Source organism: Streptomyces cacaoi, from assembly GCF_006539165.1.
Classification (GTDB): domain Bacteria; phylum Actinomycetota; class Actinomycetes; order Streptomycetales; family Streptomycetaceae; genus Streptomyces; species Streptomyces cacaoi.
Map to the genome: position 1 here is coordinate 14,187 of NZ_BJMM01000028.1, position 26,041 is coordinate 40,227.

25 protein-coding genes are annotated in these 26,041 nt (G+C 74.7%); 17 read left to right on the plus strand and 8 right to left on the minus strand.

Going from position 1 to position 26,041, the window contains the following annotated elements; translation table 11 throughout:
• Positions 1–120: 120 nt before the first annotated feature.
• The 5 genes from SCA03_RS23165 to SCA03_RS23185 all read left to right on the plus strand — a co-directional run bounded on the left by SCA03_RS23165 (position 121) and on the right by SCA03_RS23185 (position 6,526).
• A complete protein-coding gene (locus SCA03_RS23165) occupies positions 121–2,469 on the plus strand; it encodes a hypothetical protein (RefSeq protein ID WP_086815667.1) in 2,349 nt (782 codons plus the stop codon).
• Positions 2,470–2,781: 312 nt separating this feature from the next.
• A complete protein-coding gene (locus SCA03_RS23170; RefSeq protein ID WP_086815669.1) occupies positions 2,782–3,786 on the plus strand; it encodes an ABC transporter ATP-binding protein in 1,005 nt (334 codons plus the stop codon).
• A complete protein-coding gene (locus tag SCA03_RS23175; protein ID WP_030883434.1) occupies positions 3,786–4,523 on the plus strand; it encodes an ABC transporter permease in 738 nt (245 codons plus the stop codon). Before SCA03_RS23170 ends, SCA03_RS23175 begins: the two co-directional genes overlap by 1 nt.
• 136 nt (positions 4,524–4,659) lie before the next feature.
• A complete protein-coding gene (locus tag SCA03_RS23180; protein ID WP_086815672.1) occupies positions 4,660–5,916 on the plus strand; it encodes a sensor histidine kinase in 1,257 nt (418 codons plus the stop codon).
• A 37-nt stretch (positions 5,917–5,953) separates the two neighbouring features.
• Complete coding sequence (locus tag SCA03_RS23185; RefSeq protein WP_051856763.1) at positions 5,954–6,526, plus strand: response regulator transcription factor; 573 nt, start codon at positions 5,954–5,956, stop codon at positions 6,524–6,526.
• Positions 6,527–6,601: 75 nt separating this feature from the next.
• Here the strand turns inward: SCA03_RS23185 and SCA03_RS23190 are convergent, their stop codons facing one another.
• Together SCA03_RS23190 and SCA03_RS23195 are read right to left on the minus strand one after the other, a co-directional pair.
• Positions 6,602–7,627 carry a transglutaminase-like and tetratricopeptide repeat-containing protein gene (locus tag SCA03_RS23190; protein ID WP_086815674.1) on the minus strand — a complete coding sequence of 342 codons (1,026 nt, stop codon included), beginning with the start codon at positions 7,625–7,627 and terminating at the stop codon, positions 6,602–6,604.
• A 3-nt stretch (positions 7,628–7,630) separates the two neighbouring features.
• Positions 7,631–8,632, minus strand: a complete 1,002-nt coding sequence (locus SCA03_RS23195) for a GNAT family N-acetyltransferase (RefSeq protein WP_086815676.1) — start codon at positions 8,630–8,632, stop codon at positions 7,631–7,633.
• A 150-nt stretch (positions 8,633–8,782) separates the two neighbouring features.
• Between SCA03_RS23195 and fdxA the strand changes: the two genes are divergently transcribed.
• Positions 8,783–9,109, plus strand: coding sequence for a ferredoxin (gene fdxA / locus SCA03_RS23200; RefSeq protein ID WP_016469573.1), 327 nt, complete (start codon positions 8,783–8,785; stop codon positions 9,107–9,109).
• Between the two features lie 175 nt (positions 9,110–9,284).
• Positions 9,285–10,382: a succinyldiaminopimelate transaminase gene (gene dapC / locus SCA03_RS23205; RefSeq protein WP_030892211.1), complete on the plus strand. Its 1,098-nt coding sequence runs from the start codon at positions 9,285–9,287 to the stop codon at positions 10,380–10,382.
• Positions 10,383–10,600: 218 nt separating this feature from the next.
• On the opposite strand, the gene SCA03_RS23210 is transcribed toward dapC, so the two are convergent.
• Together SCA03_RS23210 and SCA03_RS23215 are read right to left on the minus strand one after the other, a co-directional pair.
• The gene (locus SCA03_RS23210; RefSeq protein WP_030883426.1) at positions 10,601–11,005 is read right to left on the minus strand and encodes a hypothetical protein; all 405 of its coding nucleotides are present in this window, start codon (positions 11,003–11,005) and stop codon (positions 10,601–10,603) included.
• 294 nt (positions 11,006–11,299) lie between these two features.
• Positions 11,300–12,226, minus strand: coding sequence for a VldE C-terminal domain-containing protein (locus SCA03_RS23215; RefSeq protein WP_086815678.1), 927 nt, complete (start codon positions 12,224–12,226; stop codon positions 11,300–11,302).
• Positions 12,227–12,493: 267 nt separating this feature from the next.
• Here SCA03_RS23215 and dapE point away from each other — a divergent pair, with 267 nt between their 5' ends.
• Entirely contained in the window at positions 12,494–13,585 is a 1,092-nt protein-coding gene (gene dapE / locus SCA03_RS23220) for a succinyl-diaminopimelate desuccinylase (protein WP_086815680.1), read from the plus strand.
• A gap of 193 nt (positions 13,586–13,778) precedes the next feature.
• On the plus strand, positions 13,779–14,525 hold the full coding sequence (locus tag SCA03_RS23225) for an LOG family protein (RefSeq protein ID WP_030883420.1): 747 nt from the start codon (positions 13,779–13,781) through the stop codon (positions 14,523–14,525).
• A 78-nt stretch (positions 14,526–14,603) separates the two neighbouring features.
• Here the strand turns inward: SCA03_RS23225 and folP are convergent, their stop codons facing one another.
• Positions 14,604–15,491 (minus strand): dihydropteroate synthase, encoded by an 888-nt coding sequence (gene folP, locus SCA03_RS23230; protein ID WP_086815683.1) that lies wholly within the window; start codon positions 15,489–15,491, stop codon positions 14,604–14,606.
• Between the two features lie 97 nt (positions 15,492–15,588).
• Between folP and SCA03_RS23235 the strand changes: the two genes are divergently transcribed.
• Both SCA03_RS23235 and SCA03_RS23240 read left to right on the plus strand, forming a co-directional pair.
• Complete coding sequence (locus SCA03_RS23235) at positions 15,589–16,065, plus strand: DivIVA domain-containing protein (protein WP_107429016.1); 477 nt, start codon at positions 15,589–15,591, stop codon at positions 16,063–16,065.
• On the plus strand, positions 16,062–16,667 hold the full coding sequence (locus SCA03_RS23240) for a DNA-3-methyladenine glycosylase I (protein ID WP_086815685.1): 606 nt from the start codon (positions 16,062–16,064) through the stop codon (positions 16,665–16,667). Before SCA03_RS23235 ends, SCA03_RS23240 begins: the two co-directional genes overlap by 4 nt.
• An 86-nt stretch (positions 16,668–16,753) precedes the next feature.
• Here the strand turns inward: SCA03_RS23240 and SCA03_RS23245 are convergent, their stop codons facing one another.
• Complete coding sequence (locus SCA03_RS23245; protein WP_030883412.1) at positions 16,754–17,542, minus strand: enoyl-CoA hydratase-related protein; 789 nt, start codon at positions 17,540–17,542, stop codon at positions 16,754–16,756.
• 309 nt (positions 17,543–17,851) lie between these two features.
• On the opposite strand from SCA03_RS23245, the gene SCA03_RS23250 reads away from it, so the two are divergent.
• The gene (locus SCA03_RS23250) at positions 17,852–18,019 is read left to right on the plus strand and encodes a DUF3117 domain-containing protein (protein ID WP_016469583.1); all 168 of its coding nucleotides are present in this window, start codon (positions 17,852–17,854) and stop codon (positions 18,017–18,019) included.
• Positions 18,020–18,170: 151 nt separating this feature from the next.
• On the opposite strand, the gene SCA03_RS23255 is transcribed toward SCA03_RS23250, so the two are convergent.
• Positions 18,171–18,941, minus strand: a complete 771-nt coding sequence (locus SCA03_RS23255; RefSeq protein WP_030883410.1) for an O-methyltransferase — start codon at positions 18,939–18,941, stop codon at positions 18,171–18,173.
• Between the two features lie 182 nt (positions 18,942–19,123).
• On the opposite strand from SCA03_RS23255, the gene sigE reads away from it, so the two are divergent.
• The 5 genes from sigE (at position 19,124) to SCA03_RS23280 (ending at position 24,764) form a co-directional block, all read left to right on the plus strand.
• A complete protein-coding gene (gene sigE / locus SCA03_RS23260; RefSeq protein ID WP_170298047.1) occupies positions 19,124–19,897 on the plus strand; it encodes an RNA polymerase sigma factor SigE in 774 nt (257 codons plus the stop codon).
• The gene (locus SCA03_RS23265) at positions 19,894–21,027 is read left to right on the plus strand and encodes an anti-sigma factor family protein (protein ID WP_030883407.1); all 1,134 of its coding nucleotides are present in this window, start codon (positions 19,894–19,896) and stop codon (positions 21,025–21,027) included. The genes sigE and SCA03_RS23265 overlap by 4 nt, the downstream gene beginning before the upstream one ends.
• A 704-nt stretch (positions 21,028–21,731) precedes the next feature.
• Positions 21,732–23,249 carry a S1C family serine protease gene (locus SCA03_RS23270; protein ID WP_443098232.1) on the plus strand — a complete coding sequence of 506 codons (1,518 nt, stop codon included), beginning with the start codon at positions 21,732–21,734 and terminating at the stop codon, positions 23,247–23,249.
• A gap of 138 nt (positions 23,250–23,387) precedes the next feature.
• Positions 23,388–23,894, plus strand: coding sequence for a sec-independent translocase (locus tag SCA03_RS23275; RefSeq protein ID WP_086816956.1), 507 nt, complete (start codon positions 23,388–23,390; stop codon positions 23,892–23,894).
• A gap of 216 nt (positions 23,895–24,110) precedes the next feature.
• Entirely contained in the window at positions 24,111–24,764 is a 654-nt protein-coding gene (locus SCA03_RS23280) for a hypothetical protein (protein ID WP_030883401.1), read from the plus strand.
• Positions 24,765–24,856: 92 nt separating this feature from the next.
• On the opposite strand, the gene SCA03_RS23285 is transcribed toward SCA03_RS23280, so the two are convergent.
• Positions 24,857–26,014, minus strand: a complete 1,158-nt coding sequence (locus SCA03_RS23285; protein WP_030883398.1) for an Mrp/NBP35 family ATP-binding protein — start codon at positions 26,012–26,014, stop codon at positions 24,857–24,859.
• Positions 26,015–26,041 lie beyond the last annotated feature (27 nt).

Genomic DNA, 26,041 nt, shown 5'->3' on the forward strand with positions numbered 1-26,041 from the left:
CCTTCGGGGGGATTCGGCGGCCCGGGACCCGGCGTTCCGCACCCCCAGTATTGTGGTGCCGCCGGCGAGCCGCCTTCGGGCACTCAGTGAAGACGGCGCATCCATCCGGGAGTACCTGCATTGAGTCGTGAAACTGACAGTTCGTCCTCCGGGCCGCACAGGCGCGGCGGTTCCGCGTACCCCTCGGGAACCGAGCCGTACGGCGCCTCCGGCGCGGGCGTGGACCAGGCCGACCAGGGGACCGACCCGGCGGCCGGCGCGAAGCCGGACGAGCCGAAGACCGAGACGACGCTCACCACGCGTATCCGGATCAACATCCCCGGCTCGCGGCCCATTCCGCCCGTCGTGATGCGCACGCCCGTGTCCGACGACGACAAGGGCGAGGACAAGGAGAAGAGCAAGAACGGGGCGGCGGACGCCGATTCCGGTTCCGGCGCCGGGAGCGCGGCGGCGGGCCGGTCCGCGCGGGCGTCGTCGGTCTCCCCGGCGTCCCTCAGGGAGGGCGCCGCGGCGACGGCCGGGTCCGGTGCCCCGGCCGGGGGCGGGACGGTCGGCGACGGCCTCCGCGCTTCGGCCTCCACGGGGGCTCCAGGGTCCGCGGGCGCTTCGTCCCCGTCGGGGTCCTCGGCGCCCTCGTCCCCCTCGGCTTCCGCGTCCTCGGGGCGCGGCAACGGCCAGGGCGGGGGCGGGACTTCCGGCAAGGGCGAGCAGTTCTCGCAGGGGACCAGCGACTGGTTCGCACCGCGCAAGCCCCCCAGGAGCTCGGGCTCCTCGGCGTCCTCGGGCGCCTCCTCGCCGGGCGGTTCCTCCGGTTCCTCCGGTTCTTCCGGGGCGTCGGTACCGGCCGGGGCCGGCCGCGGCCCCGAGGAGACCGCGCAGATGCCCGCGGTGGACGCCGACGGGTCCGCCGCGGGCACGACCGGTGAAACCCCGTTCGGCGGCGGCCCGTTCGGTGCCGCCGGGCAGCAGGAGGCCACCGGCGCGCTGCCGTTGCTCGATCCCTCCGTCGGTTTCGGCGGGGGCCCCGACGGGCCCACGACGGGCCCGGCCACCGGTGACATGAACGTGCCGCCCGTCCCCGGCACGGCGGACGGCGGCCCCGACGGCTCCGTCCCCGGCTCCGGCGGCGTCCCCGGTCCGCTCGCCGCGCCGGACGGGCCGGGCAGCACCCCGGCCGCGGGCACGCCCGCCGTGCCGGAGGCGGCCGCGGGCCGCGGGGACGCACCGGCCGGTTCGACCCTCGGGCTCGGCACCGGCCCCGCGCCGTTCGCGCCCGACGGGCCCGGCACGGCGCTGTACGGCGACGACGGGCCGGACGGCGGCACGGCGGCACCGGGAGCGCCCGGCGGCACCGGAGCGCCGGCCTCCGGGAAGACGATGGTCAGCGGCGTCCCCAGCGGCGGCGCCCCCGACGCACCGGCCGGTTCCGGCGCCCCCGCCGGACCGGGCACCCCGGCCGCCGCGCCGTCGCCCGCCCCGCCGGCACCGGCGCCGCCCGCGGCCAAGAAGGGCAAGGGCGGGCGCAACAAGCTCGTGCTCGCCGGTGCGGCCGTCGTCGGCATCGTCGGCGTCGCCTACGGCACCGGGCTGCTGCTCGACCACGCCGACGTGCCCAAGGGCACCACGGTGCTCGGTGTCGACATCGGCGGCCTGAGCAAGCACGAGGCCACCAACAAGCTCAAGGACGGCCTCGGCGCGCGGACGACCGAGCCGTTCACCGTGGTGGCGACGGGCCAGAAGGCGCAGCTCAAGCCGAGCGTGGCCGGGCTCACCTTCGACACGGACGCCACCGTGCGGAACGCCGCAGGACGGGACTACAACCCCGTCTCCGTCATCGGCTCGCTCTTCGGCCAGGAGCGGAAGGCCGAACCGGCCGTCAAGGTCGACGAGGCGAAGATGCGCTCCGCCCTGCGGACCGCCGTCGCGCAGAGCGGGGACGGCGGCGACGGCATGGTGACCTTCAAGGGCGGCAAGGCCCGGGCGGTCAAGGGCAAGCCGCATCAGAGCGTCGACATGGACAAGGCGCCCGCCGCGCTGGAGGAGGCGTTCAGGAAGCGCGCCACCACCGGGAAGAACGAGCCGGTGGAGCTGCCCGTCAGCGGGCGGCAGCAGCCGAAGTTCAGCGACGCCGAACTCCAGCAGGCGGTGAACGGCTTCGGGCGCACGGCGATGTCCGGCTGGGTCTGGCTGAAGGCAGGCGATGTCAAGGTGCCGTTCAGCCAGAAGACGATCGGCACGTTCCTCACCATGGTCGACGGGGGCGGCAAGCTCCAGCCGCACATCGACACCCGGAAGCTCAAGGCGACCTACGGCAACGCCTTCGACAACGTCGTGATCGAGGGCGGCGCCGGGACGGTCAAGATGACCCCGCGGCACGCCGCCGCCGCGATGATGCAGGCGCTGCGGGAGAAGGCGCCGCCCGAGCCGGGCCAGCGCGTCGCCGAGGTACCGGGCGCCCGCTCCCAGTGAGCGCGCCGCGCCCCCGTCCCCGGCCTGAGCGGGACGGACAGACGGACGGACGGGCGCTCCGCCGCAGTGGCGGGGCGCCCGTCGCCGTGTCCGCCGCCGGGCTCACCAGGCCGTACGGCACCCCCCGTACCGCGCCTCCCTTACGGCGCCTTCCTTACGGCGCTTTCCCTACGGCCTACGGCGTCCTGCCTACGGCGTCCTGCCTACGGCGCCTTCCGGACGGACATCACGTCCGGCGTATGACATCTGTCAGCTCCAGGTCACGACCGGCGGCACTGCCGCCCGTACCCCCGCCCCGGCCATGCTGAAGGCATGACATCGACGCAGGCCACGGCATCGGCCGTGGAGTTCACCGACGCCAGCAAGACCTACGGTTCGGTGCGGGCGCTGAGCGGCCTCAGCGTCCGTCTGGAAGCGGGCGAGACGGTCGCGCTGCTCGGCCCCAACGGAGCGGGCAAGTCCACCACCCTCGATCTGCTGCTGGGGCTGCGCACCCCGGACCCCGGCGGCACCGTGCGGCTGTTCGGCACCACACCCCGGCAGGCCGTCACCGACGGGCGGGTGGGCGCCGTGCTCCAGTCCGGCGGGCTGATGGAAGGCGTGCGCGTCCGTGAACTGGTCGCCCTCGGCTGCTCGCTGCACCCGCGCGGCTACCCGCCCGAGCAGGTGCTGGCGACCGCCGGGCTGACGGAGATCGCCGACCGCAGGGTGGACAAGCTCTCCGGCGGCCAGGCACAGCGCGTCCGGTTCGCCCTGGCGACGGCGGGGGCGAGCGACCTGCTCGTGCTGGACGAGCCCACCACCGGCATGGACGTCGCCTCCCGGCAGACGTTCTGGGCCGCCATGCGCGACCAGGCAGCGGCCGGCCGCACCGTCCTGTTCGCCACCCACTACCTGGAGGAGGCCGACGAGGTCGCCGACCGGGTCCTCGTCCTGCACCGCGGGCAGCTGCTGGCGGACGGCAGCGCCGCCGAGATCAAGGCCATGGCAGGCGCCCGCCGGATCGCCTTCACGCTGGACGCCGTGCCCGACGGCCGGCTGGAAACCGCGCTGCGCGGGCTGCCCGGGCTCACCCGGGTGCAGCTGGCCGGGAGTTCGGTGCGGATGCGCTCCGAGGACCCGGACGCGACCGTGCACGCGCTCTACGGGCTCGGCCTCTACCCCCGCGACCTGGAGGTGGCCGGCCTCGGCCTCGAACAGGCGTTCCTTACGCTCACCGACCGTGCCGAGGCACAGGACGGACCCGACGCCGCACCTTCCGGCCACGCCCGGCCCGCACCCTCCGCCCGTCCCGCGCACGAGAAGGCGAACGTCTGATGAAGCACCTGGTCAAGCTGGAGATCCTGCGCGCACTGCGCAACAAGAAGTTCATGTTCTTCTCGGTGATCTACCCGCCGCTCCTCTATCTGCTGATCGCGGGCCGGAACGCCGACGCCGTGCTCCCCGGGCTCGACGTCAGCATGTCGCTCTACTACATGGTCGCGATGGCCGCCTTCGGCGCGATGACCGCGGTCGTGCTCGGCAACAGCGAACGCATCGCCAAGGAGCGCGAGCTGGGCTGGGTGCGGCAGCTGCGGCTGACGGCACTGCCCGGGCGCGGCTACGTCGGCGCCAAGGTCGCCTCAGCCGCCACCCTCAGCCTGCCGTCCATCGTGCTGGTACTGCTCACCGGCGCCGGGGTGATGGGCGTCCGGCTGGACGCCTGGCAGTGGGTCGCCCTCGCCCTGTGCTCCTGGGCCGGGAGCTTCGTGTTCGCCGCGCTCGGTGTCGCCATCGGCTACCTTGCGACGGGTGACGCCGTACGCCCCATCGCGATGCTCGTCTACTTCGCGCTGGCCTTCGGCGGCGGTCTGCTGATGCCCTCGGTGGTCATGCCGGACTGGGTGCAGCACATCGGCGACTGGCTGCCCACCCACGCCTACACGGCGCTCGGCCGGGCCGTCGAGAGGGGCCAGGCTCCGCACGCGGGCGACGTGGGCCTGCTGGCGGGCTACCTCGTCCTGTTCGCCGGGGCCGCCGCCTGGCTCTACCGCAAGGACACCCGTACGACGTGACGCCCGGCGCGCGCCGCGCGCACGGACACGCGGGACGGCACGGCAGCGACCGGCAACACGGCACGCAGCACGGCAGTACAGCGCCACAGCAGCACAGCGCCACAGCACAGCAGCACGGCAGGAGTCCAGGAGAGCCATGACGGACAGGCGGAGCGGCGCCGCGCCGGAGGCCGGACGGGGCCCGGGCGTACCCGGCAGGGAGGGGCTGCCGGTCATCGCCCAGCCGCCCGAGACCCGGAAGCAGAAGCTGGCCAAGGCCGCGCTGATCAGCGTGTGGATGGTCTTCCTCGGGGCCCCGGTGCGCGATCTGGGCGCCGGCGACCACTCGGGCGCCGCCGTGGCCGGGGGCGTCGCCGGGCTGCTCGCGTTCGTCGTCGGCTACATGGCGCTGGTCTTCCGGCACACCGCCGTCCCGCTGCCCCCGCGCAGTGTCGCGACGCTGCTGGGCACGCTGTACGGGCTCGGGCTGCTGCTGTCGCTGACGCTGGGTGATGCCTGGCTGGTGCTGTTCGTCTACGTCGCCGTGGCCGCGGGCGCCGTGCTGCCCGTCCGGCAGGCGGTATCGGTCGTGATCGGGGTGGTCGTGGCCCTCGCCGCGGTCGGCACGGATTTCGGCGCACGGCCCTGGTGGGGGGTGTGGACCTCGTTCATCATCCCCGTGGTCCTGGGCGGGTACGCGCTGATGTCCGCCCGCCGGACGGTGCGCACCCTGCGTGAGCTGCGCGAGGCGCGGGCCGCCGTGGCCCGGCTCGCGGCCAACGAGGAACGGCTGCGCCTGGCCCGGGATCTGCACGATCTCCTCGGCCACTCACTGTCGGTCATCACCCTCAAGAGCGAGCTGGCCGGCCGGATGCTGCCCGGGGATCCCGGCCGGGCGGCGGAACAGGTCGCGGACATCGAACAGGTCAGCCGGCAGGCCCTGGTGGACGTCCGTGAGGCCGTCAGCGGCTACCGGCGGCCCACGCTCCCCGTCGAACTCGCCGGGGCACGCACCGCGTTGGCCGCCGCCGGTATCGCCGCCGACCTCCCGGCACACGACTCGGCGCCCGCCGGGCCCCGGCCGTGGGAGCGGCTGCCGGCCGAGCAGGAGGCCGCGCTGGCCTGGGCGTTGCGGGAGGCGGTCACCAACGTCGTGCGACACAGCGGCGCCTCCCGCTGCACCGTCACCCTGGACCCGGCACCCGCCGACGCCCGCGCCGAGGGAGCCGGCGAGGGATCCGGCGCCGTCACCCTGACCGTCCGTGACGACGGGAGCGGCCCGGCCGGCACCGGTCACGGCAGCGGGCTCGACGGCCTGCGCGAGCGGCTCACCGGCGCCGGCGGCACGCTGGAGACCTCGGCCGGCGAACGCGGGGGCTTCACGCTGCGCGCCACCGTCCCCTCAGTACCCTGACCCCGTGATCAAGCTGCTGCTCGCCGAGGACCAGGTGATGGTCCGCGAGGCGCTCGCCGCGCTGCTGGGACTGGAGCCGGACATCGAGATCGCCGCCCAGGTGGGCAGGGGCGACGAGGTGCTCGACGCGGTCACCCGGCACCGTCCCGATGTGGCCCTGCTCGACATCGAGATGCCGGGGCTGTCCGGGCTCGACGCGCTGGCCGGTCTGCGTGCCGCGCACCCGTCGCTGAAGGTCGTCGTCCTCACCACCTTCGGACGGCCCGGCTATCTGCGCCGGGCCATGGAGTCCGGCGCCGACGCCTTCCTCGTCAAGGACGCGCCCGCCGCGCGGCTCGCCGACGCGGTACGGCGGGTGCTGGCCGGGGAGCGGGTCATCGACCCCGACCTGGCCGCCGCCGCACTCGCGGAGGGCGCGAGTCCGCTCACCGACCGGGAGCGCGACGTCCTCGGTGCGGCCGCGCGAGGGGCCGGGAACGCGGAGGTCGCCGCCGAGTTGGGGCTCTCGCACGGGACGGTGCGGAACTATCTGTCCACCGCCATGCAGAAGACCGGCGCCCGCAACCGGACCGAGGCCGTACGCATCGCTCATGAGAAGGGCTGGCTGTAGCGCTCTCCCCTGTCGTCCGGGCGACGCGCGACGGCCCCCGACGGTGGCGGGCGGCGAAACCGCGCAGGCGGAGGCTCAGTTGAGCCGGGCGCGGGCCGCGCGGGCGGCTCTGCGCATGGTCTCGGCCGCGTTCGGCTCCATCGCGGCCACCACCTCCGCGTACTCCTCCATCTCCCGGGCCCCGCGCAGGAATTCCCCGCGCTCGACGAGCAACTGGGCCCGCTCGTACCGCAACCGTCCCGGATGGTGCGGCAGCAGCAGCGACAGCTCGACGGCCCACAGATGGGTGGCGGACTGCTCGGGCCGCCCCCCGGCCCAGGCCCGGATGTTGTTGAGCACCCGCAGCACGGTCTCCAGCGGCCCGGCAGGCTGGAGCGAGGCCGCCGAGACCCGGCCCCGCCCGCCGGTCGCCCCGGCGACGAGCGCGTCGAGGCCGCTGTCGGACAGCGTGCTGCCGCCGTCGAACGGGTCGGCGAGCACATGGTCCCCGGACGGGTCGCCGAAGCCGACGACGAAGTGCCCGGGCAGGGCCACCCCGTACACCGGCGCACCGGCCCGCCGGGCGACCTCCGTCCAGACGACGGACAGCAGGATGGGCAGCCCCCGCCGGCGCCGCAGGACGGCGTCGAGGAGGGAGGCGTCGAGCCGCCGGTAGTCGGCCGCGGTGCCGTGGAAGCCGAGCCGGGTGCCGAGCAGGTGCCGCAGGGCCTCGGCCCACTGCCGCGGGCTCCTGCCGCGCTGGTAGGGCAACAGGCCGGAGAGCCGGTCGAGTTCGGCCTGCGCGGTGTCCACGAGCCGCGCCCCGGGATCGGCGCCGCCACCGCCGCCGATGCCCTCCGCGGCTCCTGTGGCCCCTGTGCTTTCCGTTGCCTCCGTGCCTTCGGTGGCCGTTTCCCCGGCGCCGTCCGCCGTCCGTGCCGGGGGAGTCCCGGGCCGGGACCGCCCCGGGGACAGGCCGGCGGCGGGGCCCGGCGACTGCGCGGCCTCGACGCAGATCAGCAGGCACAGCAGCGCCAGGTCGGGCCGCTCCTCGCGGGCGGCCTCGGCGAACCGGCGGCGGTTGGCCGAGGGGCTGCTCCCCTCGTCGGTGTCACCGTCCATCGGTCAGGCTCCGGGGGCGCGCAGGTAGTGGTAGGCGTGGTGGTCGGCGAAGCCGAGCCCGTCGTAGAGGGCGAGCGCACCGCTGTTGCCGGTCTCCACCTGGAGGTACGCGGCGGAGGCGCCCTCCCGCAGTGCGGCGCGGGCGAGTTCGGCCATCACCGCCGTCGCCAGCCCCTGCCTGCGGTGCGCGGGGGCGACTTCGAGCGCGGCGAACCCGGCCCACCGGCCGTCCACCACGCACCGGCCGATCGCGGCCGGCGGAGCCTCGGAATCCGGTCCCGGCACGGTCGCGAACCACACGGAGGGCCCGCCGGCGAGCACCCGCAGCCCCTCCTCGGGCAGCGCGTCGGCGGCCCGGTGGTAGAGCGAGACCCAGGCGGCGTCGGGTGCGCGGTGCAGCCGGACGCGGTCGTCGGGGGCGCGGTCGGCGAGCGGGGCGAGGGCGCCCGTGCGCATCAGGGCGTGCCGGAGCGCCGTCCAGCCGCGCTGCTCCAACTCCCGGGCCAGTACGGCGTTCTCCTCGGGCGCCACCTGTACGAGCGGGGCCAGCCCACGCTCCCCGTACCAGCGCTCCACATGCGCCAGCGCCTCGGGCAGCGGGAGCGAGGGGTCACCGAGCGGCAGGACGGAGTTGGCGCGGGAGGTGAAGCCGGCGGAGGCGCGCAGCGTCCAGCCGCCCAGCGAGGCGGTCTCCACGGCGGGCCAGCCGCGGGCCGCCACCGTGGTGAGTTCCCGTACGCTCGCCGACGGTGCGCCCCGGCGGCGGGCCGGAGCGGGCGGCACGACCTTCCCCGCGACCAGGGCGGCCTCGTCGATCTCGACGTGCCGGCCGTCCCGTCGGGTGACGGTGAGCGTCCCGGCCGTCCACGATGTGAGAATGCCGACCGTGTCCGTGAACCGCTCCGACCGCTCGCCACCGGTCGTCAAAGACCGTATCGAGACGCGTTTTCCCACGTCGGACCCTGTGATGCGGACTTCGAGCCGTCCGCTCGTGGTGAATCCCACAGCTCTAGCTGCCCCTCCTGTGCGTCCAGTGACCCGGAACGGAGATACTAGGTGTGGGCATAGCCGCCGTCCGAGGTGAAGCAGCGCTCCCGCGCGCCCGCGGCGGAGTCGGACACCGGCCCGCCGGCCCAATCGAGGAGGAACGACAGCGTGACTTACGTCATCGCGGAGCCTTGTGTCGACCTGAAGGACAAGGCCTGCATCGAGGAGTGCCCGGTCGACTGCATCTACGAGGGCCAGCGGTCCTTGTACATCCACCCGGACGAGTGCGTCGACTGTGGAGCCTGCGAGCCGGTCTGCCCGGTCGAGGCCATCTTCTACGAGGACGACACCCCTGAGGAGTGGAAGGACTACTACAAGGCGAACGTCGAGTTCTTCGACGACCTCGGTTCGCCCGGTGGCGCCAGCAAGCTCGGCCTGATCGAGAAGGACCACCCCCTGATCGCCGCGCTCCCCCCGCAGGAGCACGACGAGTGAGCCCGCGCTCCTGACCCACCGAGGGCCGGCCGGCCACCGGCCGGCCCCGGCAGCACTTCCGCCGCGGTCCCGTACGGCTGTCCGAGAACCGCCGTACGGGACCGCGGCGTTTGCGGATGTCCGGTCCGCACCCGTTGCCCGCGCCCACCGCGCATGTGAAGAAAGCGAGCCCGCTGTGTCTGCCGTCTCCGACCGGCTCCCCGTCTTCCCCTGGGACCGGCTCGACCCGTACAAGTCCACCGCCGCCGCGCACCCCGACGGCATCGTCGACCTGTCCGTCGGCACCCCCGTCGACCCGGTGCCCGAGCGGATCCGCGCGGCGCTGGCCGAGGCCGCCGACAGCCCCGGCTATCCCACGGTGTGGGGCACCGCCCGGCTGCGGGACGCGATCACCGGCTGGTGCGAACGGCGGCTGGGCGCCCAGGGCATCGAGCACCGCAACGTGCTGCCGGTCGTCGGCTCCAAGGAGCTGGTGGCCTGGCTGCCGACCCAGCTCGGTCTCGGCGCGGGGGACACGGTGGCCTACCCGCGGCTCGCCTACCCGACCTACGAGGTGGGCGCCCGGCTCGCCGGAGCCTCCTACACCGTCTACGACGATCCCACCGCGCTCGACCCCACGGGGCTGCGGCTGCTGTGGCTCAACTCCCCGTCCAACCCGACCGGTCAGGTCCTGGACAAGGAGAAGCTGCGCGAGACGGTGGCCTGGGCGCGGGAGCACGGCGTGCTCGTCCTCAGCGACGAGTGCTACCTGGAGCTGGGCTGGGAGGCCGAGCCGGTCTCCGTCCTGCACCCGGAGGTGTGCGGCGGCAGCTACGAGGGCGTCGTGGCCGTGCACTCGCTCTCCAAGCGCTCCAACCTGGCGGGCTACCGCGCGGCGTTCATCGCCGGCGACGCCGAGGTGCTCGGCGAGCTGCTGGGCATCCGCAAGCACGGCGGCATGATGACGCCGGCGCCCGTCCAGGCCGCCGCGGCCGTCGCGCTGGACGACGACGCCCATGTGGCCGAGCAGCGCGAGCGCTATCTTGCCCGGCGCACGGCGCTGCGCGGCGCGCTGGAGTCGGCCGGGTTCCGCATCGAGCACAGCGAGGCGTCGCTCTATCTGTGGGCGACCCGTGACGAGCCCTGCTGGGACACCGTCGGCAAGCTGGCCGAACTGGGCATCCTGGTGGCGCCCGGCGACTTCTACGGGCCGGCCGGTGACCGCTTCGTCCGCGTCGCGCTGACCGCGTCCGACGAGCGGGTCTCCGCCGCCGTCCGCCGGCTGGCGCCCTGACGCACCCCTGCGCCGCGCGCAGGGGACCCGCGGGGAGAGCACAGGGGAAGGGCCCGGACCGCCCCGGTCCGGGCCCTTCCGTATGTCTGCGTCCTGTGTCTGCCTGTCGTCGCCTGCCTCGTGTCTGCCGGGGGCGGCCGGTGCCGGCCGCCCCGCCGGTTCCGTTGTCGGTGTCCTCTGTCGGCGTCCCCTGTCGGCGTCCGGAGCGCCTGCCCGGGTCAGCCGAGCGAGAGGCCGCCGACCGGGAGGCCGTCCTTGGTCGCGGAGGCCGCGGTGTCGCCCAGCAGTTCGCCTGCCTGGCCGGCCGCGCCGCCCGCCACCTCCTGGGCGGCCGGGGTGGCGGTCTTGGCGGTCTTGCCGAGGGTCTTGCCGGCGCCCGGGACGGTGCTCTCGACGGCGTTGCCGCCGACCCGCCCGGCCAGCCCCGTGGCGTGCCGGGACGCCTTGTCCAGGGTGTTGCCGACGCCCTTGCCGTCCAGGTTGCTCAGCCCGCCCACGGGGTTCTTGGGCTGCTCGGCGGCGCTCGCGGCGCCCGCGGCGGCGCCGACGACGGAGGCGGCGCCCACGGCCGTCAGCAGCGCGGTCCTGGCGATCCGGCGGGGGAAGGACTTCCCGGTCAGCATGGTGCTCCTTAGACGGAGAGAGGTTCGTGGAGTGGTCCGGCCGGTGTCCGGCCGGACCGCCGTGCCTATCGGGCGGGGCGCCGCACAGGTTGCGGGAGAGGAAGGTAAAGGATCGGTAACGCGACCCGGGGCCCGGCGCCCGCAAACTGGGCATTCCGTGCGCCGGTTGACCTGTACCCGAGGAGTCGCACCCGCCGCACCCAGCGCACTTGCACCGCGTGGCGCCGTCAGCCGGGCGGGCGACGGGAGCGTGCGCGAGTGGACCGGTGTGACGCGTGCGGAGGACGGGGCGTACTAGTGACCGGTGCCGACGCGCAGCACCACGCGGCCGCCTCCGCCGCCGGCGCCGGTACCCTGCGCGCCGGCCGCCGCGGTGCCCCCGACGGCGCGCCAGCCCTCCCGTCCGCGGTCGGCCCGCCACTCCCGGCTGCCGTACCGCACCCGGTCGATGTCCAGCTCCCCGGCGTGCGCGACCGCCCAGTGCGCCAGCTCCCAGCCGCGCCGCTCGCCCGGCGCCGGAACCGTCACGGCGGTCCGGGAGGCGCCCCGCCCGGACGCCGTCTCCCGGGCGGCTTCCGACGGCGCGGCGTCCGGCTCCCCGCCGAGCATCCTGGAGCCGAACTCCCGTACCAGCTGGGCGCGTACCCGCTCCGGGTCCCCGGAGTGCCGGGTGCCGACCGGCTCCGGGGTGCAGGACAGCGCCGCGGCCCTGCGCCCGGTGAGCGCGGCCGTCAGCGCGGCGGCGTCCGCCTCGTGCTTGGCGTACGCCTGCGGGTAGCCGCTGCGTTGCACCCGCTGTGCGGCGACCGTCAGCGGCAGCCGCGAATAGCCGGGGATCTTCACCAGGTGGTCGTAGAACCGTCCGGCCGAGTACACCGGGTCGCGGATCTGGTCGGCCGTGCCCCAGCCCTGGGTGGGGCGCTGCTGGAACAGGCCGAGCGAATCCCGGTCCCCGTGGCCGATGTTGCGCAGTTGCGACTCCTGCATGGCAGTCGCCAGGGCTATGGTCACGGCCCGTTCCGGCAGCCCGCGCCGGGCGGCGACGGCGGCGATGGTCGCGGCGTTGGCGGCCTGGTCGGGACCGAGCGTCCGGTCCGCTTCGTCGCGGCCGTCTCCGGCGCGCACCGTGCAGTGCGCACGCTCGTCCTCGGTCAGCTTCACCACCAGCGCGTAGGTGACGACCCCGAGCAGCACGAGGCACGCCAGGGCCGATCTGAGCACCCTGCCGTGCCGCCTGCGGGGGCCGGGAACGCCGGGGCGGCCGGAACCGCCGGGAGTACCGGGGCCGCCGGGAGCACCGGGGCCGCCTGGATCACCGGGATCGCCGGGAACGCCGGGAACGCCGGGAACGCTGGGAAGTTCGGATTCGGAGAACGGTGCGCGAGGGGCGCCGGAGGTGTCCTGGCTCTGCTGGGGCACGGCTCCAAGGTAGCCGTCCCGCGCCCGCCCTCCGGTACGGGGGACCCGGCGGCCCCGTAGGCTGGCGCCATGGCCGACAGCGCACTCGATCTCCCACTCGACCTGCACCAGGACGCGGCGCGGCTCACCGCGCAGCTCGTCGACATCCCCTCCGAGAGCGGCACCGAGAAGCCGCTCGCGGACGCCGTCGAGGCCGCGCTGCGTGCGCTGCCGCACCTGAGCGTGGACCGGTACGGCAACAACGTCGTGGCGCGCACCCGGCTCGGCCGTCCCGAACGCGTCATCCTCGCCGGGCATCTCGACACCGTGCCCATCGCGGACAACGTGCCCTCCCGGCTGGACGAGGACGGGATGCTGTGGGGCTGCGGCACCACCGACATGAAGTCCGGCGTCGCCGTCCAGCTGCGCATCGCCGCCACCGTGCCGGAGCCCAACCGCGACGTGACGTTCGTCTTCTACGACAACGAGGAGGTCGCCGCGCAGCTCAACGGCCTCGGGCACGTCGCGGCGGCCCACCCGGAGTGGCTGGAGGGCGACTTCGCCGTTCTGCTGGAGGGCTCCAACGCCCAGGTCGAGGGCGGCTGCCAGGGCACGCTGCGGGTGCTGCTGCGCACCGCGGGTGTACGGGCGCACTCCGCGCGCGGCTGGATGGGCAGCAACGCCGTCCACGCCGCCGGGCCCGTGCTCGCCCGGCTGGCCGCCTACGAGCCGCGCCGCCCGGTGATCGACGGGCTGGAGTACCACGAGGGACTCAACGCCGTGCGCATCGAGGGCGGTATCGCCGGCAACGTGATCCCGGACGCCTGCACCGTCACGGTCAACTTCCGCTATGCGCCCGACCGCAGCGAGCAGGAGGCGCTCGACCACGTGCGCGAGGTCTTCGCCGACTGCGGCGTCGAGGAGATCACCGTCGACGACAGCTCGCCCGGCGCGCTGCCCGGCCTCTCGCACCCCGCCGCCCAGGCGTTCGTCACGGCCGTCGGCGGCGAGCCGCGGCCCAAGTTCGGCTGGACGGACGTCTCCCGGTTCAGCGCCCTGGGCGTCCCCGCGGTCAACTACGGCCCCGGCGACCCCAACTTCGCGCACCGGCGGGACGAGCGGGTGGACACGGCGCTCATCCTGCGCTGCGAGGAGCGGCTGCGGGCCTGGCTGACGAGCTGAGCGTCCGGGTCCTCCCGCCGTCACCGGGCCGCCACCGGGCTCCCACCGGGCGTTTTCCCGGCCCGCCGCCGGTGTTCTCCGGCCGCTCACCGTTTCGTACGGCCGTGCCCATCGGTGGCGGGAATCCCCGTCGGAGTCCGGCCGCTCGTGCGTACCCTGAGCGGAAAGATCGTAGGCGGAGGGAGAGCACTGTATGACCGGCAAGTCCGGCGACGAGCCGAAGGAACAGCGGCTGGGGCCGGTGGTCCGCAGGCGCGGGCAGGTGCAGCCCGGCACCACCGACCAGCGGCTGCTGGACACCGCGGGCCCGTCCGACTTCATCCACCAGGACCCCTGGCGGGTGATGCGCATCCAGTCGGAGTTCGTCGAGGGCTTCGGTGCCCTGGCCGAACTCGGCCCGGCCATCAGCGTGTTCGGCTCCGCCCGGACGCCCGCCGACTCGCCGGAGTACGACAAGGGCGTGCGCATCGGCCGCGCGCTGGCCGAGGCCGGGCTCGCGGTGATCACCGGCGGCGGCCCCGGCGCCATGGAGGCGGCGAACAAGGGCGCGCTGGAGGCCGGCGGCACCTCCGTGGGGCTCGGTATCGAGCTGCCCTTCGAGCAGGGGATGAACCGCTATGTCGACATCGGTGTGAACTTCCGCTACTTCTTCGTGCGCAAGACGATGTTCGTCAAGTACGCCTCCGGCTTCGTCGTCCTGCCCGGCGGGCTCGGCACCATGGACGAGCTGTTCGAGGCGCTCACCCTCGTGCAGACCCGCAAGGTGACGCGCTTCCCGATCGTGCTGGTCGGCTCCGACTACTGGAAGGGCCTCGTCGACTGGGTGCGCGGCTCCGTCGTCGCCGAGGGCAAGGCGTCCGAGCGGGACATGGACCTCTTCCACGTCACCGACGACGTCGACGAGGCGGTCGCGCTCGTCACCAAGGAAGTCGGCATCTGACACCCGCGCCCGCTCCGGGCCCGCGCCCGCTGCCCGCGCACCGCGGCCGTTCCCGGGCCCTGCGGACCGGCCGGCCGCTCAGGCCAGGCCGCGGCGGGCCACCGCGGGCGGACGGTGCCCGGCGATCGAGGCGACCATGTCCACCACCTGCCTGGTCTCGGCCACCTCGTGCACGCGGTACATCCGCGCGCCGAGCCAGGCCGAGACCGCGGTGGTCGCCAGGGTGCCGACCAGCCGCTCGTCGACCGGCCGGTCCAGGGTCTCCCCGACGAAGTCCTTGTTCGACAGCGACACCAGCACCGGCCAGCCCGTCTCCGCGAGCCGCCCCAGCTCCCGCGTCGCCTGGAGCGAGTGCCGCGTCGACTTGCCGAAGTCGTGCCCGGGGTCGATGAGGATGCCGTCGGGCCGCACCCCGAGCCGGACGGCGCGGTCCGCGAGCCCCAGCACCGTCTGGAGGATGTCGTCCACCACGCCCGAGGTGTCCGGTGCGTCGTCCGCCGGCGTGTAGGAGATCCGGTGCGGACGGGTGCGCGGGCGCACGCCCCCCGCGTGTGTGCACACCAGCCCGGCGCCGTGCCGCGCCGCGACCTCGGCCAGCAGCGGATCCACCCCGCCCCAGGCGTCGTTGAGCAGATCGGCGCCCGCCTCGCACGCGGCCTCGCCGACCTCGTGCCGCCAGGTGTCCACGCTGATCACCACATCCGGCCAGCGCCGCCGCACCTCGGCGACGAACCCGACCGTGCGGCGCGCCTCCTCCTCGGCGGTGACCTCGTCGCCCGGGCCCGCCTTCACCCCGCCGATGTCGATGACGGCGGCGCCCTCGGCGACCGCCTGCTCGACCCGGGCGAGCGCGGGCTCGTCCCGGAAGGTGGCCCCCCGGTCGTAGAAGGAATCCGGTGTCCGGTTCACGATCGCCATGATCACCGGCTCGTCGGCCCCGAACTCATGCGTGCCCAGGCGCAGCATCAGCCATCCTCTCCCTGCTACCGGGCACGACCCTAGCTGTCGGCGGCCCGTGGCACGATCGGGGTCCGCACCGTCGGATTACGCCCGGGAGTCGTCCGTGTTCGTGTTCCTGCTGATCGCCCTCGTCGTGGTCGTGGCCGCGGTCACGCTCGCCGTCATCGGCAGCGGTGACTCCGCGGACCGCGGAGCGAGCGGCGGCCTCGCCGGAGCCCCGCCCGATCTGCTGGACGAGCCGCTGCCGCCGGACCGCCCGGTCGGCCACGCCGACGTCGCCGCGCTGCGGCTGCCCGTCGGGGTCCGCGGCTACCGCATGCAGCAGGTGGACGACGTGCTCGACCGGCTCGGCGCCGAACTGGCCGAGCGGGACTCCCGCATCGCCGAGCTGGAGTCGGCCCTGGCGGGTGCGCAGGCCGTCGCCATGCACCACGAGGCGGGCTCCGGCGAACGCCCCGGCGGCCGGCAGGAAGGCGGGCAGGCCGGGCAGACCGGGCAGGACGGGCAGGGCGGACAGGAAGCACCCCGGGAGGCCGGGCCCGCCGACGCCCCCGGTGAACAGGGAGGCACAGCGCGATGACCGCACCGGCACCCGAACCCGCAGCCGTGCCCGACGGCGCCCGGCCGGGCCCGGACGGCCGGCTGCGCTGCCCCTGGGGGACGACGGCACCGGACTACGCGGAGTACCACGACACCGAGTGGGGCCGCCCGGTGCACGGCGACGACGCGCTCTACGAACGGCTGTGCCTGGAGGGCTTCCAGTCCGGGCTCTCCTGGCTGACGATCCTGCGCAAGCGCGAGGCGTTCCGCGCCGCGTTCGCCGGCTTCCACATCCCGGCCGTCGCCGCCTTCGCCGAGGAGGACGAGCAGCGGCTGCTGGCCGACAGCGGCATCGTCCGCAACCGCGCCAAGATCTCTGCCGCGCTGCACAACGCCCGGGTCGCCGCCGAGTGGCCGCCGGGCGAGCTGGACGCCCTGGTGTGGTCCTACGCGCCGGAAGCGGCCGGCCGCCCCGTCCCGCGCGTCTTCGCGGACGTCCCGGCGATCACACCCGAGTCCACGGCCCTGGCCAAGGCCCTCAAGAAGCGCGGATTCCGCTTCGTCGGGCCGACCACCGTCTACGCGCTGATGCAGGCGTGCGGCCTGGTCAACGACCATCTGGCGGACTGCTGGTGCCGCTGAGCCGCCCCGGCCGGGCCCTGCGCGGCCCGGTCGGCGGCCGGTCGGTGGTCCGCAGCGGCCCGGTGAGCGGTTCGGTGAGCGGCCCGTCAGCGGCCCGTGAAGCGCGGCTTCTCCTTGCGGACGAACGCGTCGACGGCGATCCGGTGGTCCTCCGAAGCGCCCGCGCGCACCTGGAGTTCGGCCTCCTTGGCCAGGGTGTCGGCCAGCGAGTGCGCCGCCCCGTAGGCCAGCGACTCCTTCAGCGCCGCGTAGGCCGCCGTCGGCCCCTGCGCGAGCCTGCGCGCCACGGCCGCCGCCTCCTCGGCGAGCGCGTCCGCCGGCACCACCCGGTTCGTCAGGCCGAGCTGGAGCGCCTCGTCCGCCTGCACGGTGCGCGGGAACAGCAGCAGATCCGCCGCCCGGCCCGGGCCCACCAGGCGCGGCAGCGTCCACGAGACGCCGGAGTCGGCGCTCAGCGCGACCCCGGTGAACGAGGTGTTGAACGCGGCGGTGTCCGCCATCACCCGGTGGTCCGCCGCGAACGCGAAGCCGGCCCCCGCACCGGCGGCCACCCCGTTCACCCCGGCCACCACCGGCTTGGGCATCGTCGCGAGCGCCAGCGTGATCGGGTTGTAGTGCTCCTCGACCGTGCGCAGGGCGCTGCCGCCGCCCTGCTGGAGCGCGCCGGTGTGCTCCTTGAGGTCCTGGCCCACACAGAACGCGCGCCCGCTGCCGGTGAGCAGCACGGCCCGGACGCCCTCGTCGGCCGCCGCCTCCCGCAGGGTGTCCCGCAGGGCGACCTTGAGTTCGACGTCGAGGGCGTTCATGGCGTCGGGACGGTTGAGCGTGACGGTGGCGAGACCGTCGGTGACTTCGTAACGCACGGTGTCGGACATGCGCACAGGATGGCCCACAACCCACGGCCCGGACAGGGGGCGCGTCCCGCCCCGCGGGCCCGGCCGGTGTGACCTGCGTCAAATCGGTGCGGGACGGCCGGGCACGGCCGGCGGGGCAGTATCGCAGGCTGATCCCCGCATTGGGCGGTTTTGGGCGTTCCGGGACCGCAAGAGATACGGACCGATGTTGGTCATCGGGTCCTGGCATGCGGGATAATGGCCAGGAAGCAATGTGTTCGATGCCGGTGAGACTGTGCCTGCTTGCGGGCCGCCGGCTGCGTTCAGCTGGTTTCAGGAAGGGGAACGAGCATGGCGGCCATGAAGCCGCGGACGGGCGACGGCCCGCTCGAGGTGACCAAAGAGGGGCGGGGCATCGTCATGCGCGTTCCGCTCGAAGGCGGTGGGCGACTCGTCGTCGAGCTGACACCGGACGAGGCGACGGCACTCGGCGAGGAGCTGAAGAAGGTCTGCGGCTGACGCTGTCGATGCCGTGACCTCGTGCGCCCCCGCATCCGGTGCGGCGCGCCTGCCCCGGGAAGCACCCCCTGCGGTGTGCGTCCCGGGGCCGCTTCGTTGCTGCCGCGCGCGCCCGCGCTCGGCCCGCCGCCCTGCCCCGACCACCGGGCCCTCAGCCCCGTTTGACGGCGCACAGCAGCCCGTCACCGACCGGCAGCAGCGAGGGCAGCAGCACCGTGCTCTCCCGCACGGTGCGCAACAGCTCGCGCAGCCTGAGCACTTCGGACGGCTGCGCCGTCGCGCCCGCCGTCTCCGCGAAGACCCCGGCGAAACAGACCAGTCCGCCCGGCCGCAGCAGCCGCAGGGCCTCGTCCAGATACGCCAGGCACTCGGCGCGGTCGCCGTCGCAGAAGACGAGGTCGTACCCGCCGTCGGCCAGCCGCGGCAGCACATCCAGGGCGCGGCCGGGGATGAACCGCACACGGTTGCCGATGTTGCCCATGCTGCTGACGTTCCCGGCGCCGCTGCCGCCGCCGGCCGCGCCCGTACCGCCGCCGGTGCCCCCGCCGTTGCCGCCGTTGTGCAGGAAGCCGGCGGCGCGGAACGCCTCGCGGGCGAACTGCTGGCGCTCGGGCTCGGTGTCGACGGTCGTGAGGACGCCGTCGGGCCGCATGCCGGCGAGGAGGTGTATCCCGGAGACGCCGGTGCCGGTGCCGATCTCCGCCACCGCCTTCGCCTCCACGGTGGCCGTCAGCATCCGCAGGGCCGCACCGGTTCCGGGAGAGACCGAGCGCAGGCCCGCCTGACGGGCCCGCTCGCGGGCCCAGTGCAGCGCGGCGCCCTCGGCGTCGCCGGCCAGCTCGTCGCCGTACGCGTCGGCGAACTCCCAGCTCGTCTGCCGGTTGCCGGTAATGGCCCTCTCCTGTCCCCGTCCTTCACGCAATCGTGACTGTATCCGTTGCCCCGGGAACCCGCTGATGGGACCGTGCGTTGAGCGGGGGTGAGACGGAAACGGACGGTCGGCCGCCCTGGTCGGACCGGTGCGCGGCGGGAACGCCGGTGAGGATCCGGGGTTCGTAAAGGCCGGGCAAAATTGCTTATCCCGAGCTAACAGGAGTAGTGGCTATGGTAGGGGCTCCACTGGACACCACCAGAGCCGACAGGGGAGGTGCGGCTGCGATCCAGGACCGCTCGGTCGTCGCACGACTGCGCAGAACGCTGGGGCAGCCGAAATCCGTGAACAACACTGCTGACCAGGCCCGCACCGCCGACTCCGCGACCACGGCGACTTTCGACACCGATGCGGATGCGCAGGCGTGGACCCCTCCGTCCTGGGAGGAGATCGTCAGCACGCACAGCGCACGGGTCTACCGCCTCGCCTACCGCCTGACGGGCAACCAGCACGACGCCGAGGACCTCACACAGGAGGTCTTCGTCCGCGTCTTCCGCTCGCTGTCCACCTACACGCCCGGCACGTTCGAGGGCTGGCTGCACCGGATCACCACCAACCTGTTCCTGGACACGGTCCGGCGCAAGCAGCGCATCCGCTTCGACGCCCTCGCCGACGACGCCGCCGAGCGGCTGCCCAGCCGTGAGCCCACCCCGCAACAGCACTTCAACGACACGCACTTCGACGCCGATGTGCAGCAGGCGCTGGACACGCTGGCGCCCGAATTCCGCGCCGCCGTCGTCCTCTGCGACATCGAGGGCCTCTCCTACGAGGAGATCGCCGCGACCCTGGGCGTCAAGCTCGGCACCGTCCGCAGCCGGATCCACCGCGGGCGCTCGCATCTGCGCAAGTCCCTCCAGCACCGTTCGCCGGCCGCCCGCGCCGAGCAGCAGCGCGCCCTGAGCGCGATGGTGCCTGCGGCCCGTACCGGGGAGGTGGGAGCGGAGTGACGCCTGCCGAGCACCATCTCGGAGACCGACTGGCGGCGCTCGTCGACGGCGAGCTGGGGCACGACGCCCGCGAACGCGTCCTCGCGCATCTGGCGACCTGCGCCGGCTGCAAGGCCGAGGCCGACGAACAACGCCGTCTCAAGGACGTCTTCGCCGGGACAGCCCCGCCACCTCCCTCGGCGGGGCTGCTCGCGCGTCTCCAGGGCCTGCCCGCCGGAGGCGATCTGCTGCCGGGCGGGTCCGAGGACGGGGACGGGCCCGGATCACCCGGCGACGGCCCCGGCTCCTCCGCCGGCCCGGCCGAGCCCGCGCTCCTGGAGACGTCCGGCATCCGCACGCCCGACGGCGCGCCCTGGGCGTTCGGCCCGCCGGCCGGCGGCGGCTTCCCCACCGGCGGGCGGGGGCGCAGTCCGCTCACCCCGCAGCGCGGCTTCCGGATACATGAACCGGCCCGCGCCGAGCGGGCGGAGCGCTCCGCGTCCCGCGGCCGGCGCTTCGCCTTCGCCGCGGCCGGTGCCTTCTCGCTCGCCGCCCTCGCCCTCGGCGGCACCCTGGCCTCCGGGGCCGGCACCTCCACCGTCGCGCAGGGGGACGGCTCGGGCGCCTCCGCCGGCCCCGTGCGCTCCGCCTCCTCCAACGGCGGCGGCAGCTCCCGCGACACCCGGCGCCGCGGCACCGACGAGACCCGCGGCAGCGCGGGCGAGGACGACGGCGCGCTGCGCTCCCTGTCCGCCTCCGCGCTCGCCGCCGGGGCCGTCCGCGGCATCTCCCGGCCCGGCAGCCGGTACGGCGTCGAGACGGCCACGCCCTCGCTGCTGTCCCTCGTCGACGCCCCGCCCCGCGGCCCCCTCCAGCGTCCCGTCGACGCCTCCCTCACCACGGCACTCGGCCGCGGCCCCGCGCCGCAGGGGCTCACCCTCTCCTCGTCGCCGCCCGGCCTGGCCGCCGCCCCGTCCCTCACCGGCGGCCACAGCCTGCTGACACCCCGCCCGTACCGCGCCCCCAGCGCCCTCAGCACGCAGGACCCGGCGCCGCCGCGTGCCCGGCAGGACCCGGCGCCCCTCTCCTCCGCCGCCGCGGTGTCCGCCTCCGGCAGCCCCCGGTTCCCCGGCCCCCCGGCCGGCGGCTGAGCCCCCGGCGCCGCTGTGCGGCTCCGCCCGCACCTGGTTGAATCACTGTCCGGCAACGGTCGCCCGGCGCGCACGCGGTGCCCGGGCGAGCAGTGCGGGTGAACAGTGGGGAGAGCATGGACGAGGGGAAGGCCGGCAAGCAGGCGCCCAAGTGGTGGAGCCGTCCACGCAGGGCGCTGGGCAGACAGCCGGGCCCGCGGCCAGGGACCGGCCACACCGCACCGGACGAGGCCGCAGCGCAGCACACCGCACCGGAGAGCGCCCTGCCGGAGCGCGCCGACAGCCCCCGGCCCGGCTCCGGCTCGTCCGCGGCCGGGCCCGCGCGGGAGGCCGACGCTGCCGCGTCCGCCCCACAGCGGGACGGACGTTCCCCGGAAGGTGTGAATTCGCCCCCGCGGTACGCGAGTTCCAGCACACCGACCACACCCGGCCCCGGCCCCCTGCCGCCCTTCACGGCCGCGCCGGGGGAGGCCGCTTCCGCGCCCGGGGCCGAGGCATCCACGCCCGAGCGGCCGTCCGGAGCGGGAGGGGGAGCCGCACCAGGTGCCGGAGCCGGACCCCGGCCCGGGGCCGGTACCGGAGCCGCCGAGGCTGAAGACGGCCGGGCCCCGGAGCCGTACGGCCGGGCCACGAAGCCGTCCGGCCCGGGCTCCGAGGCCGCCGGGCCGGATCTCGAAGCGTCCGGGCGGGGTGCCGGGGCGTCCGTGCCGCCGCCGCGGGAGCGGCCGCTGCACGGGGAGGACCCGTATGCGACGCCCCCGTACGGCGGGCCGGGCCCCTGGGCGCCCGCGCCGCCCGTGCAACTGCCGCACACCACGCCCGCCCACGGGGTCCCGCTGCCGCCGGTGACGACCACCCCGCCGTACGGCGTGCCCACCGGGCCGACGGGGCCGACGGGGCCGCGCTACGAGCCCTGGGCGGCGCAGGCTCCCGCACACCGGGAGCCGGCCGCCGGTCCGCTCCCGGCCCCGGGGGCGCCCGCGCCGCTGCCTGCCGCGCTGCCGGTCGCGGGGGCGCCCGGAGGCGGCGGGACCGCCCCGCTCGGCCCGGAGGGGCCCGGTGGACCGCTGCCGCCGGCGGGCACGGCCACCGGCCGTCCGGGGCACGGTGGGCGCCGCCGGTCCCGGCTGGTGCTCGGCGCGGTGGTGCTGGCGCTGGTGGCCGGGGGAGTGGGCGGGCTGGTCGGGGCGCAGCTGGAGCGCAACGGCGGTTTCGGGGACGTACGGCTGCCGCAGGTGTCGGCGGAGCCGGGCACGGAGGGCAAGCGCTCCCGGGACAGCATCGCGGGCATCGCCCGTGCCGCGCTGCCCGGCGTCGTCACCCTGCACGCCGAGAGCCGGGAGGGCGAGGCCACGGGCACCGGCTTCGTGCTGGACGAGCGCGGCCACATCCTCACCAACAACCATGTGGTGGCCGGTGCGGAGCCCGACGGTTCGGTCCAGGTCACGTTCAACGGCGGCCGGTCGGCACCCGGCCGGGTCGTCGGACAGGACGGGGGCTACGACCTGGCCGTGGTGAAGGTCTCCGGCGTCGGCGGGCTCAAGCCGCTGCCGCTGGGGGATTCCGACGCGGTGCGGGTGGGCGATCCGGTCGTGGCGATCGGTGCGCCGTACGACCTGGACGGCACCGTCACCACCGGCATCGTGAGCGCGAAGGAGCGGCCGATCACGGCGGGCGGCGAGGAGCCGGGCAGCGAGATGAGCTACGTCGACGCGCTCCAGACGGACGCGCCGATCAATCCGGGCAACTCGGGCGGGCCGCTGGTCGACGCGCGGGGCCGGGTGATCGGCATCAACAGCGCGATGAAGGCGCCCGGGGGCGGTTCGGGCCTGCCGGGTGAGGAGAGCGGCGGGAGCATCGGCGTCGGCTTCGCGATCCCGGTGAACCAGGGGCGGCGGGTGGCCGAAGAGCTGATCAACGACGGCCGGGCCACCCACCCGGTGATGGGCATCACCCTGGACACCGGGTACGGCGGTGAGGGCGCGCGGATCGCCGCGCCCGCCGGCGGCCGCCGCGGGGTCGCGGAGGACGGACCGGCGGACGAGGCGGGGCTCAGGGACGGCGATGTGGTGACCGAGGCGGGCGGCAGGCCGGTGCACGACGCCGAGGAGCTGATCGTCCGGATCCGCAGTCACCGTCCGGGCGACGAACTGGAGGTGACCGTCCGCCGGGGCGGCAAGGAACGTGCGATGACGGTGCGGCTGGGCTCGGCCACCGGATGAGGCGGCGACGCGCCGTCGTGGCCGCTTTCCGCGCTCCTCGGGCACCGGGGTGCGAGGGCGGGGTCCCGCTCACGGGGCACGGGCGGGTACCGTGACATCTGGCCGCAAGGGCTGAGGACGGAGTGAGGGAGCTGCACGGTGTTCTTCGACATAGGACCGCTGGAGCTGGTCACGCTCATCGTCCTCGCCGTGCTCATCTTCGGCCCGGACAAGCTGCCCAAGGTGATCCAGGACGTCGCGGCCTTCATCCGCAAGGTGCGGGCCTTCTCCGACAACGCCAAGGAAGACATCCGCTCGGAGCTGGGGCCGGAGTTCAAGGACTTCGAGTTCGAGGATCTGAACCCGAAGACCTTCGCGCGCAAGCACCTGATGAACAACGACGACCTGGGCATCAAGGAGATCCGCAACAGCTTCGATCTGCGCAAGGAGCTGGGCGAGGTCACGGACGCCGTCAACGGCACCGAGCGCTCCGGGTCCGAGGGGACGGACGAGGGCAAGCTGAGCCTGTCCAAGGGCGCCCCCGCCCCGAGCACGAAGATCGACATGTCCAAGAAGAAGAACGGCTCCGGTGGTGCGGGTGAGGGCTCGGGCCCGGCCGCGCAGCGCCCCGCCGACCCGCCGCCGTTCGACGCCGACGCCACCTGAGGGCGTGTCAGCCCGTACGGGTGTGCCCCTTCCCGGCCGTCCACGACCTGGGACATCTGAGGCGTTTGCCGTCCATCTCGCCCCCGCATAGGGGTGCGATGCCACAGCCATGCCCGCCGCCGCACATCCCTGTGGCTATCCTCCCTGTGTCCGGGGAAGCCCTCCACGAGAGATTCGGCTGCCCATGACACAGGGCAATGAGGAGGCGTCGCACAGATGGAGACGACGAGTCGGCTAGCCGGGGAATCCGGGCCCGCCGCGCAGGGGGTGCCCGGCGCGCGGCGGGCGGTGGACGGCTTTCTGATGGCCGCCTTTCCCTGGTACGGCCTGGACGCGGCCTTCACCGGGCCGCGCTGGCTGCTCCAGGTCGGTACGGCGGCCGACGGGACGGTCGAACACGGGTCCACGGGGCACGGCGACGAGCCTTCCCTCCGGGTGGAGGCCAGCCCGGACGAACAGAGCTTCGCGGTCGTGGTGACGGTCGCGAGCCGCCCGGTGCGGCGCAGCGCGGACGGCACGGGAACCCTGGAGGCGACCTCCGTCTCCACGGCCGCCTGGCTGGCCGGTTCGGGGCTGCTGTCCTGCACCTTCCCGATGGAGATGGACCACACGCTGCGCCAGGACTGGCTGGACCAGCAGACCGGCGTCGCCTGGGAGCTGGCGGACGATCTGGAGGGGCCCGGCTGGCGCACCCTCTCGCTGCCCGTGGACGGCGAGCCGGCGGACTTCCACTACCGCGAGTCGGAGTACGGCTGGGTGCTCGCGGGGCCCGCGCGGGACGGGGTGCACCTCGGCGCCTACGGCCGCGGTATGAGCGCCTACGGCCTGGGCTTCTCCGTCGTCGACGACCTCACCGCCTACGAGCGCTGACCGGGCTCGGGCCCGGCCCGCCGCACCGCAGCCGAAGGGCCCCGTACGCACACATCGGCGTACGGGGCCCTTCGGCTGCCTCGGGGAGGCCGTCAGAACTTGTTGCTCGGGGTCAGGCCCAGGGACATGCCCGAGAGGCCGCGCTGGCGCTCACCGAGCTTGCTCGCGATCTTGTGCAGGGCGGCGCCGGCGGGGGAGTCCGGGTCGCTGAGGACCACGGGCTTGCCCTCGTCGCCGCCCTCGCGCATCCGGATGTCGATGGGGATGCCGCCCAGGACGGGGACCTCGGCGCCGGTGGTCCGCGTCAGCCCCTCGGCGACCTGCTTGCCGCCGCCGGTGCCGAACACGTCGACCATCTCGTCGCAGTGCGGACACGGCATTCCGGACATGTTCTCGATGACGCCGACGATCTTCTGGTGCGTCTGGACGGCGATCGAGCCGGCCCGCTCGGCGACCTCGGCGGCGGCCTGCTGCGGCGTCGTGACGACGAGGATCTCCGCGTTCGGGATCAGCTGGGCCACCGAGATGGCGATGTCGCCGGTGCCGGGCGGCAGGTCGAGCAGGAGGACGTCCAGGTCGCCCCAGTAGACGTCCGCGAGGAACTGCTGGAGGGCGCGGTGCAGCATGGGGCCGCGCCAGACGACGGGGGAGTTGCCCGGGGTGAACATCCCGATCGAGATGACCTTCACGCCGAACGAGGACGGCGGCATGATCATGTCCTCGACCTGGGTGGGGCGGCCGTCGGCGCCCAGCATGCGGGGCACGGAGTGCCCGTAGATGTCCGCGTCGACGACGCCGACCTTCAGGCCCTGGGCCGCCAGCGCGGCCGCCAGGTTGACCGTCACCGAGGACTTGCCGACGCCGCCCTTGCCGGAGGCCACGCAGTAGACCCGGGTGAGCGAGCCGGGCTGGGCGAACGGGATCTCCCGCTCGGCCTTGCCGCCCCGCAGGGAGGCCGCCAGCTCGCGGCGCTGCTCGTCGCTCATCACGTCCAGCTCGACGCTGACGCCGGTGACGCCGGGGACGCGGCGGACCGCCTCGGTCACACGGGAGGTGATGGTGTCGCGCAGCGGGCAGCCGGAGACCGTCAGATACACCCCGACGTCCACGGCGCCGTCCGGCGAGATGGCGATGGACTTGACCATCCCCAGGTCGGTGATCGGCCGGTGGATCTCCGGATCGTCCACCGTCGCGAGCGCCTCGCGCACCGCGTCCTCGGTGGGGGTGAAGTCCTGGGTCTCGGTAGCCATGACTCGATGGTACGGCGGTGCGGAGCG

What these genes read in the sequence shown, in the direction of transcription:
- SCA03_RS23170 (WP_086815669.1), top strand. Translation starts at nt 2,782, where the DNA reads ATGACATCGACGCAGGCCACGGCATCGGCCGTGGAGTTCACCGACGCC.
- SCA03_RS23175 (WP_030883434.1), top strand. Translation starts at nt 3,786, where the DNA reads ATGAAGCACCTGGTCAAGCTGGAGATCCTGCGCGCACTGCGCAACAAG.
- SCA03_RS23180 (WP_086815672.1), top strand. Translation starts at nt 4,660, where the DNA reads ATGACGGACAGGCGGAGCGGCGCCGCGCCGGAGGCCGGACGGGGCCCG.
- SCA03_RS23185 (WP_051856763.1), top strand. Translation starts at nt 5,954, where the DNA reads ATGGTCCGCGAGGCGCTCGCCGCGCTGCTGGGACTGGAGCCGGACATC.
- SCA03_RS23190 (WP_086815674.1), bottom strand. Translation starts at nt 7,627, where the DNA reads ATGGACGGTGACACCGACGAGGGGAGCAGCCCCTCGGCCAACCGCCGC.
- SCA03_RS23210 (WP_030883426.1), bottom strand. Translation starts at nt 11,005, where the DNA reads ATGCTGACCGGGAAGTCCTTCCCCCGCCGGATCGCCAGGACCGCGCTG.
- dapE (WP_086815680.1), top strand. Translation starts at nt 12,494, where the DNA reads ATGGCCGACAGCGCACTCGATCTCCCACTCGACCTGCACCAGGACGCG.
- SCA03_RS23225 (WP_030883420.1), top strand. Translation starts at nt 13,779, where the DNA reads ATGACCGGCAAGTCCGGCGACGAGCCGAAGGAACAGCGGCTGGGGCCG.
- folP (WP_086815683.1), bottom strand. Translation starts at nt 15,491, where the DNA reads ATGCTGCGCCTGGGCACGCATGAGTTCGGGGCCGACGAGCCGGTGATC.
- SCA03_RS23240 (WP_086815685.1), top strand. Translation starts at nt 16,062, where the DNA reads ATGACCGCACCGGCACCCGAACCCGCAGCCGTGCCCGACGGCGCCCGG.
- SCA03_RS23245 (WP_030883412.1), bottom strand. Translation starts at nt 17,542, where the DNA reads ATGTCCGACACCGTGCGTTACGAAGTCACCGACGGTCTCGCCACCGTC.
- SCA03_RS23250 (WP_016469583.1), top strand. Translation starts at nt 17,852, where the DNA reads ATGGCGGCCATGAAGCCGCGGACGGGCGACGGCCCGCTCGAGGTGACC.
- sigE (WP_170298047.1), top strand. Translation starts at nt 19,124, where the DNA reads ATGGTAGGGGCTCCACTGGACACCACCAGAGCCGACAGGGGAGGTGCG.
- SCA03_RS23280 (WP_030883401.1), top strand. Translation starts at nt 24,111, where the DNA reads ATGGAGACGACGAGTCGGCTAGCCGGGGAATCCGGGCCCGCCGCGCAG.
- SCA03_RS23285 (WP_030883398.1), bottom strand. Translation starts at nt 26,014, where the DNA reads ATGGCTACCGAGACCCAGGACTTCACCCCCACCGAGGACGCGGTGCGC.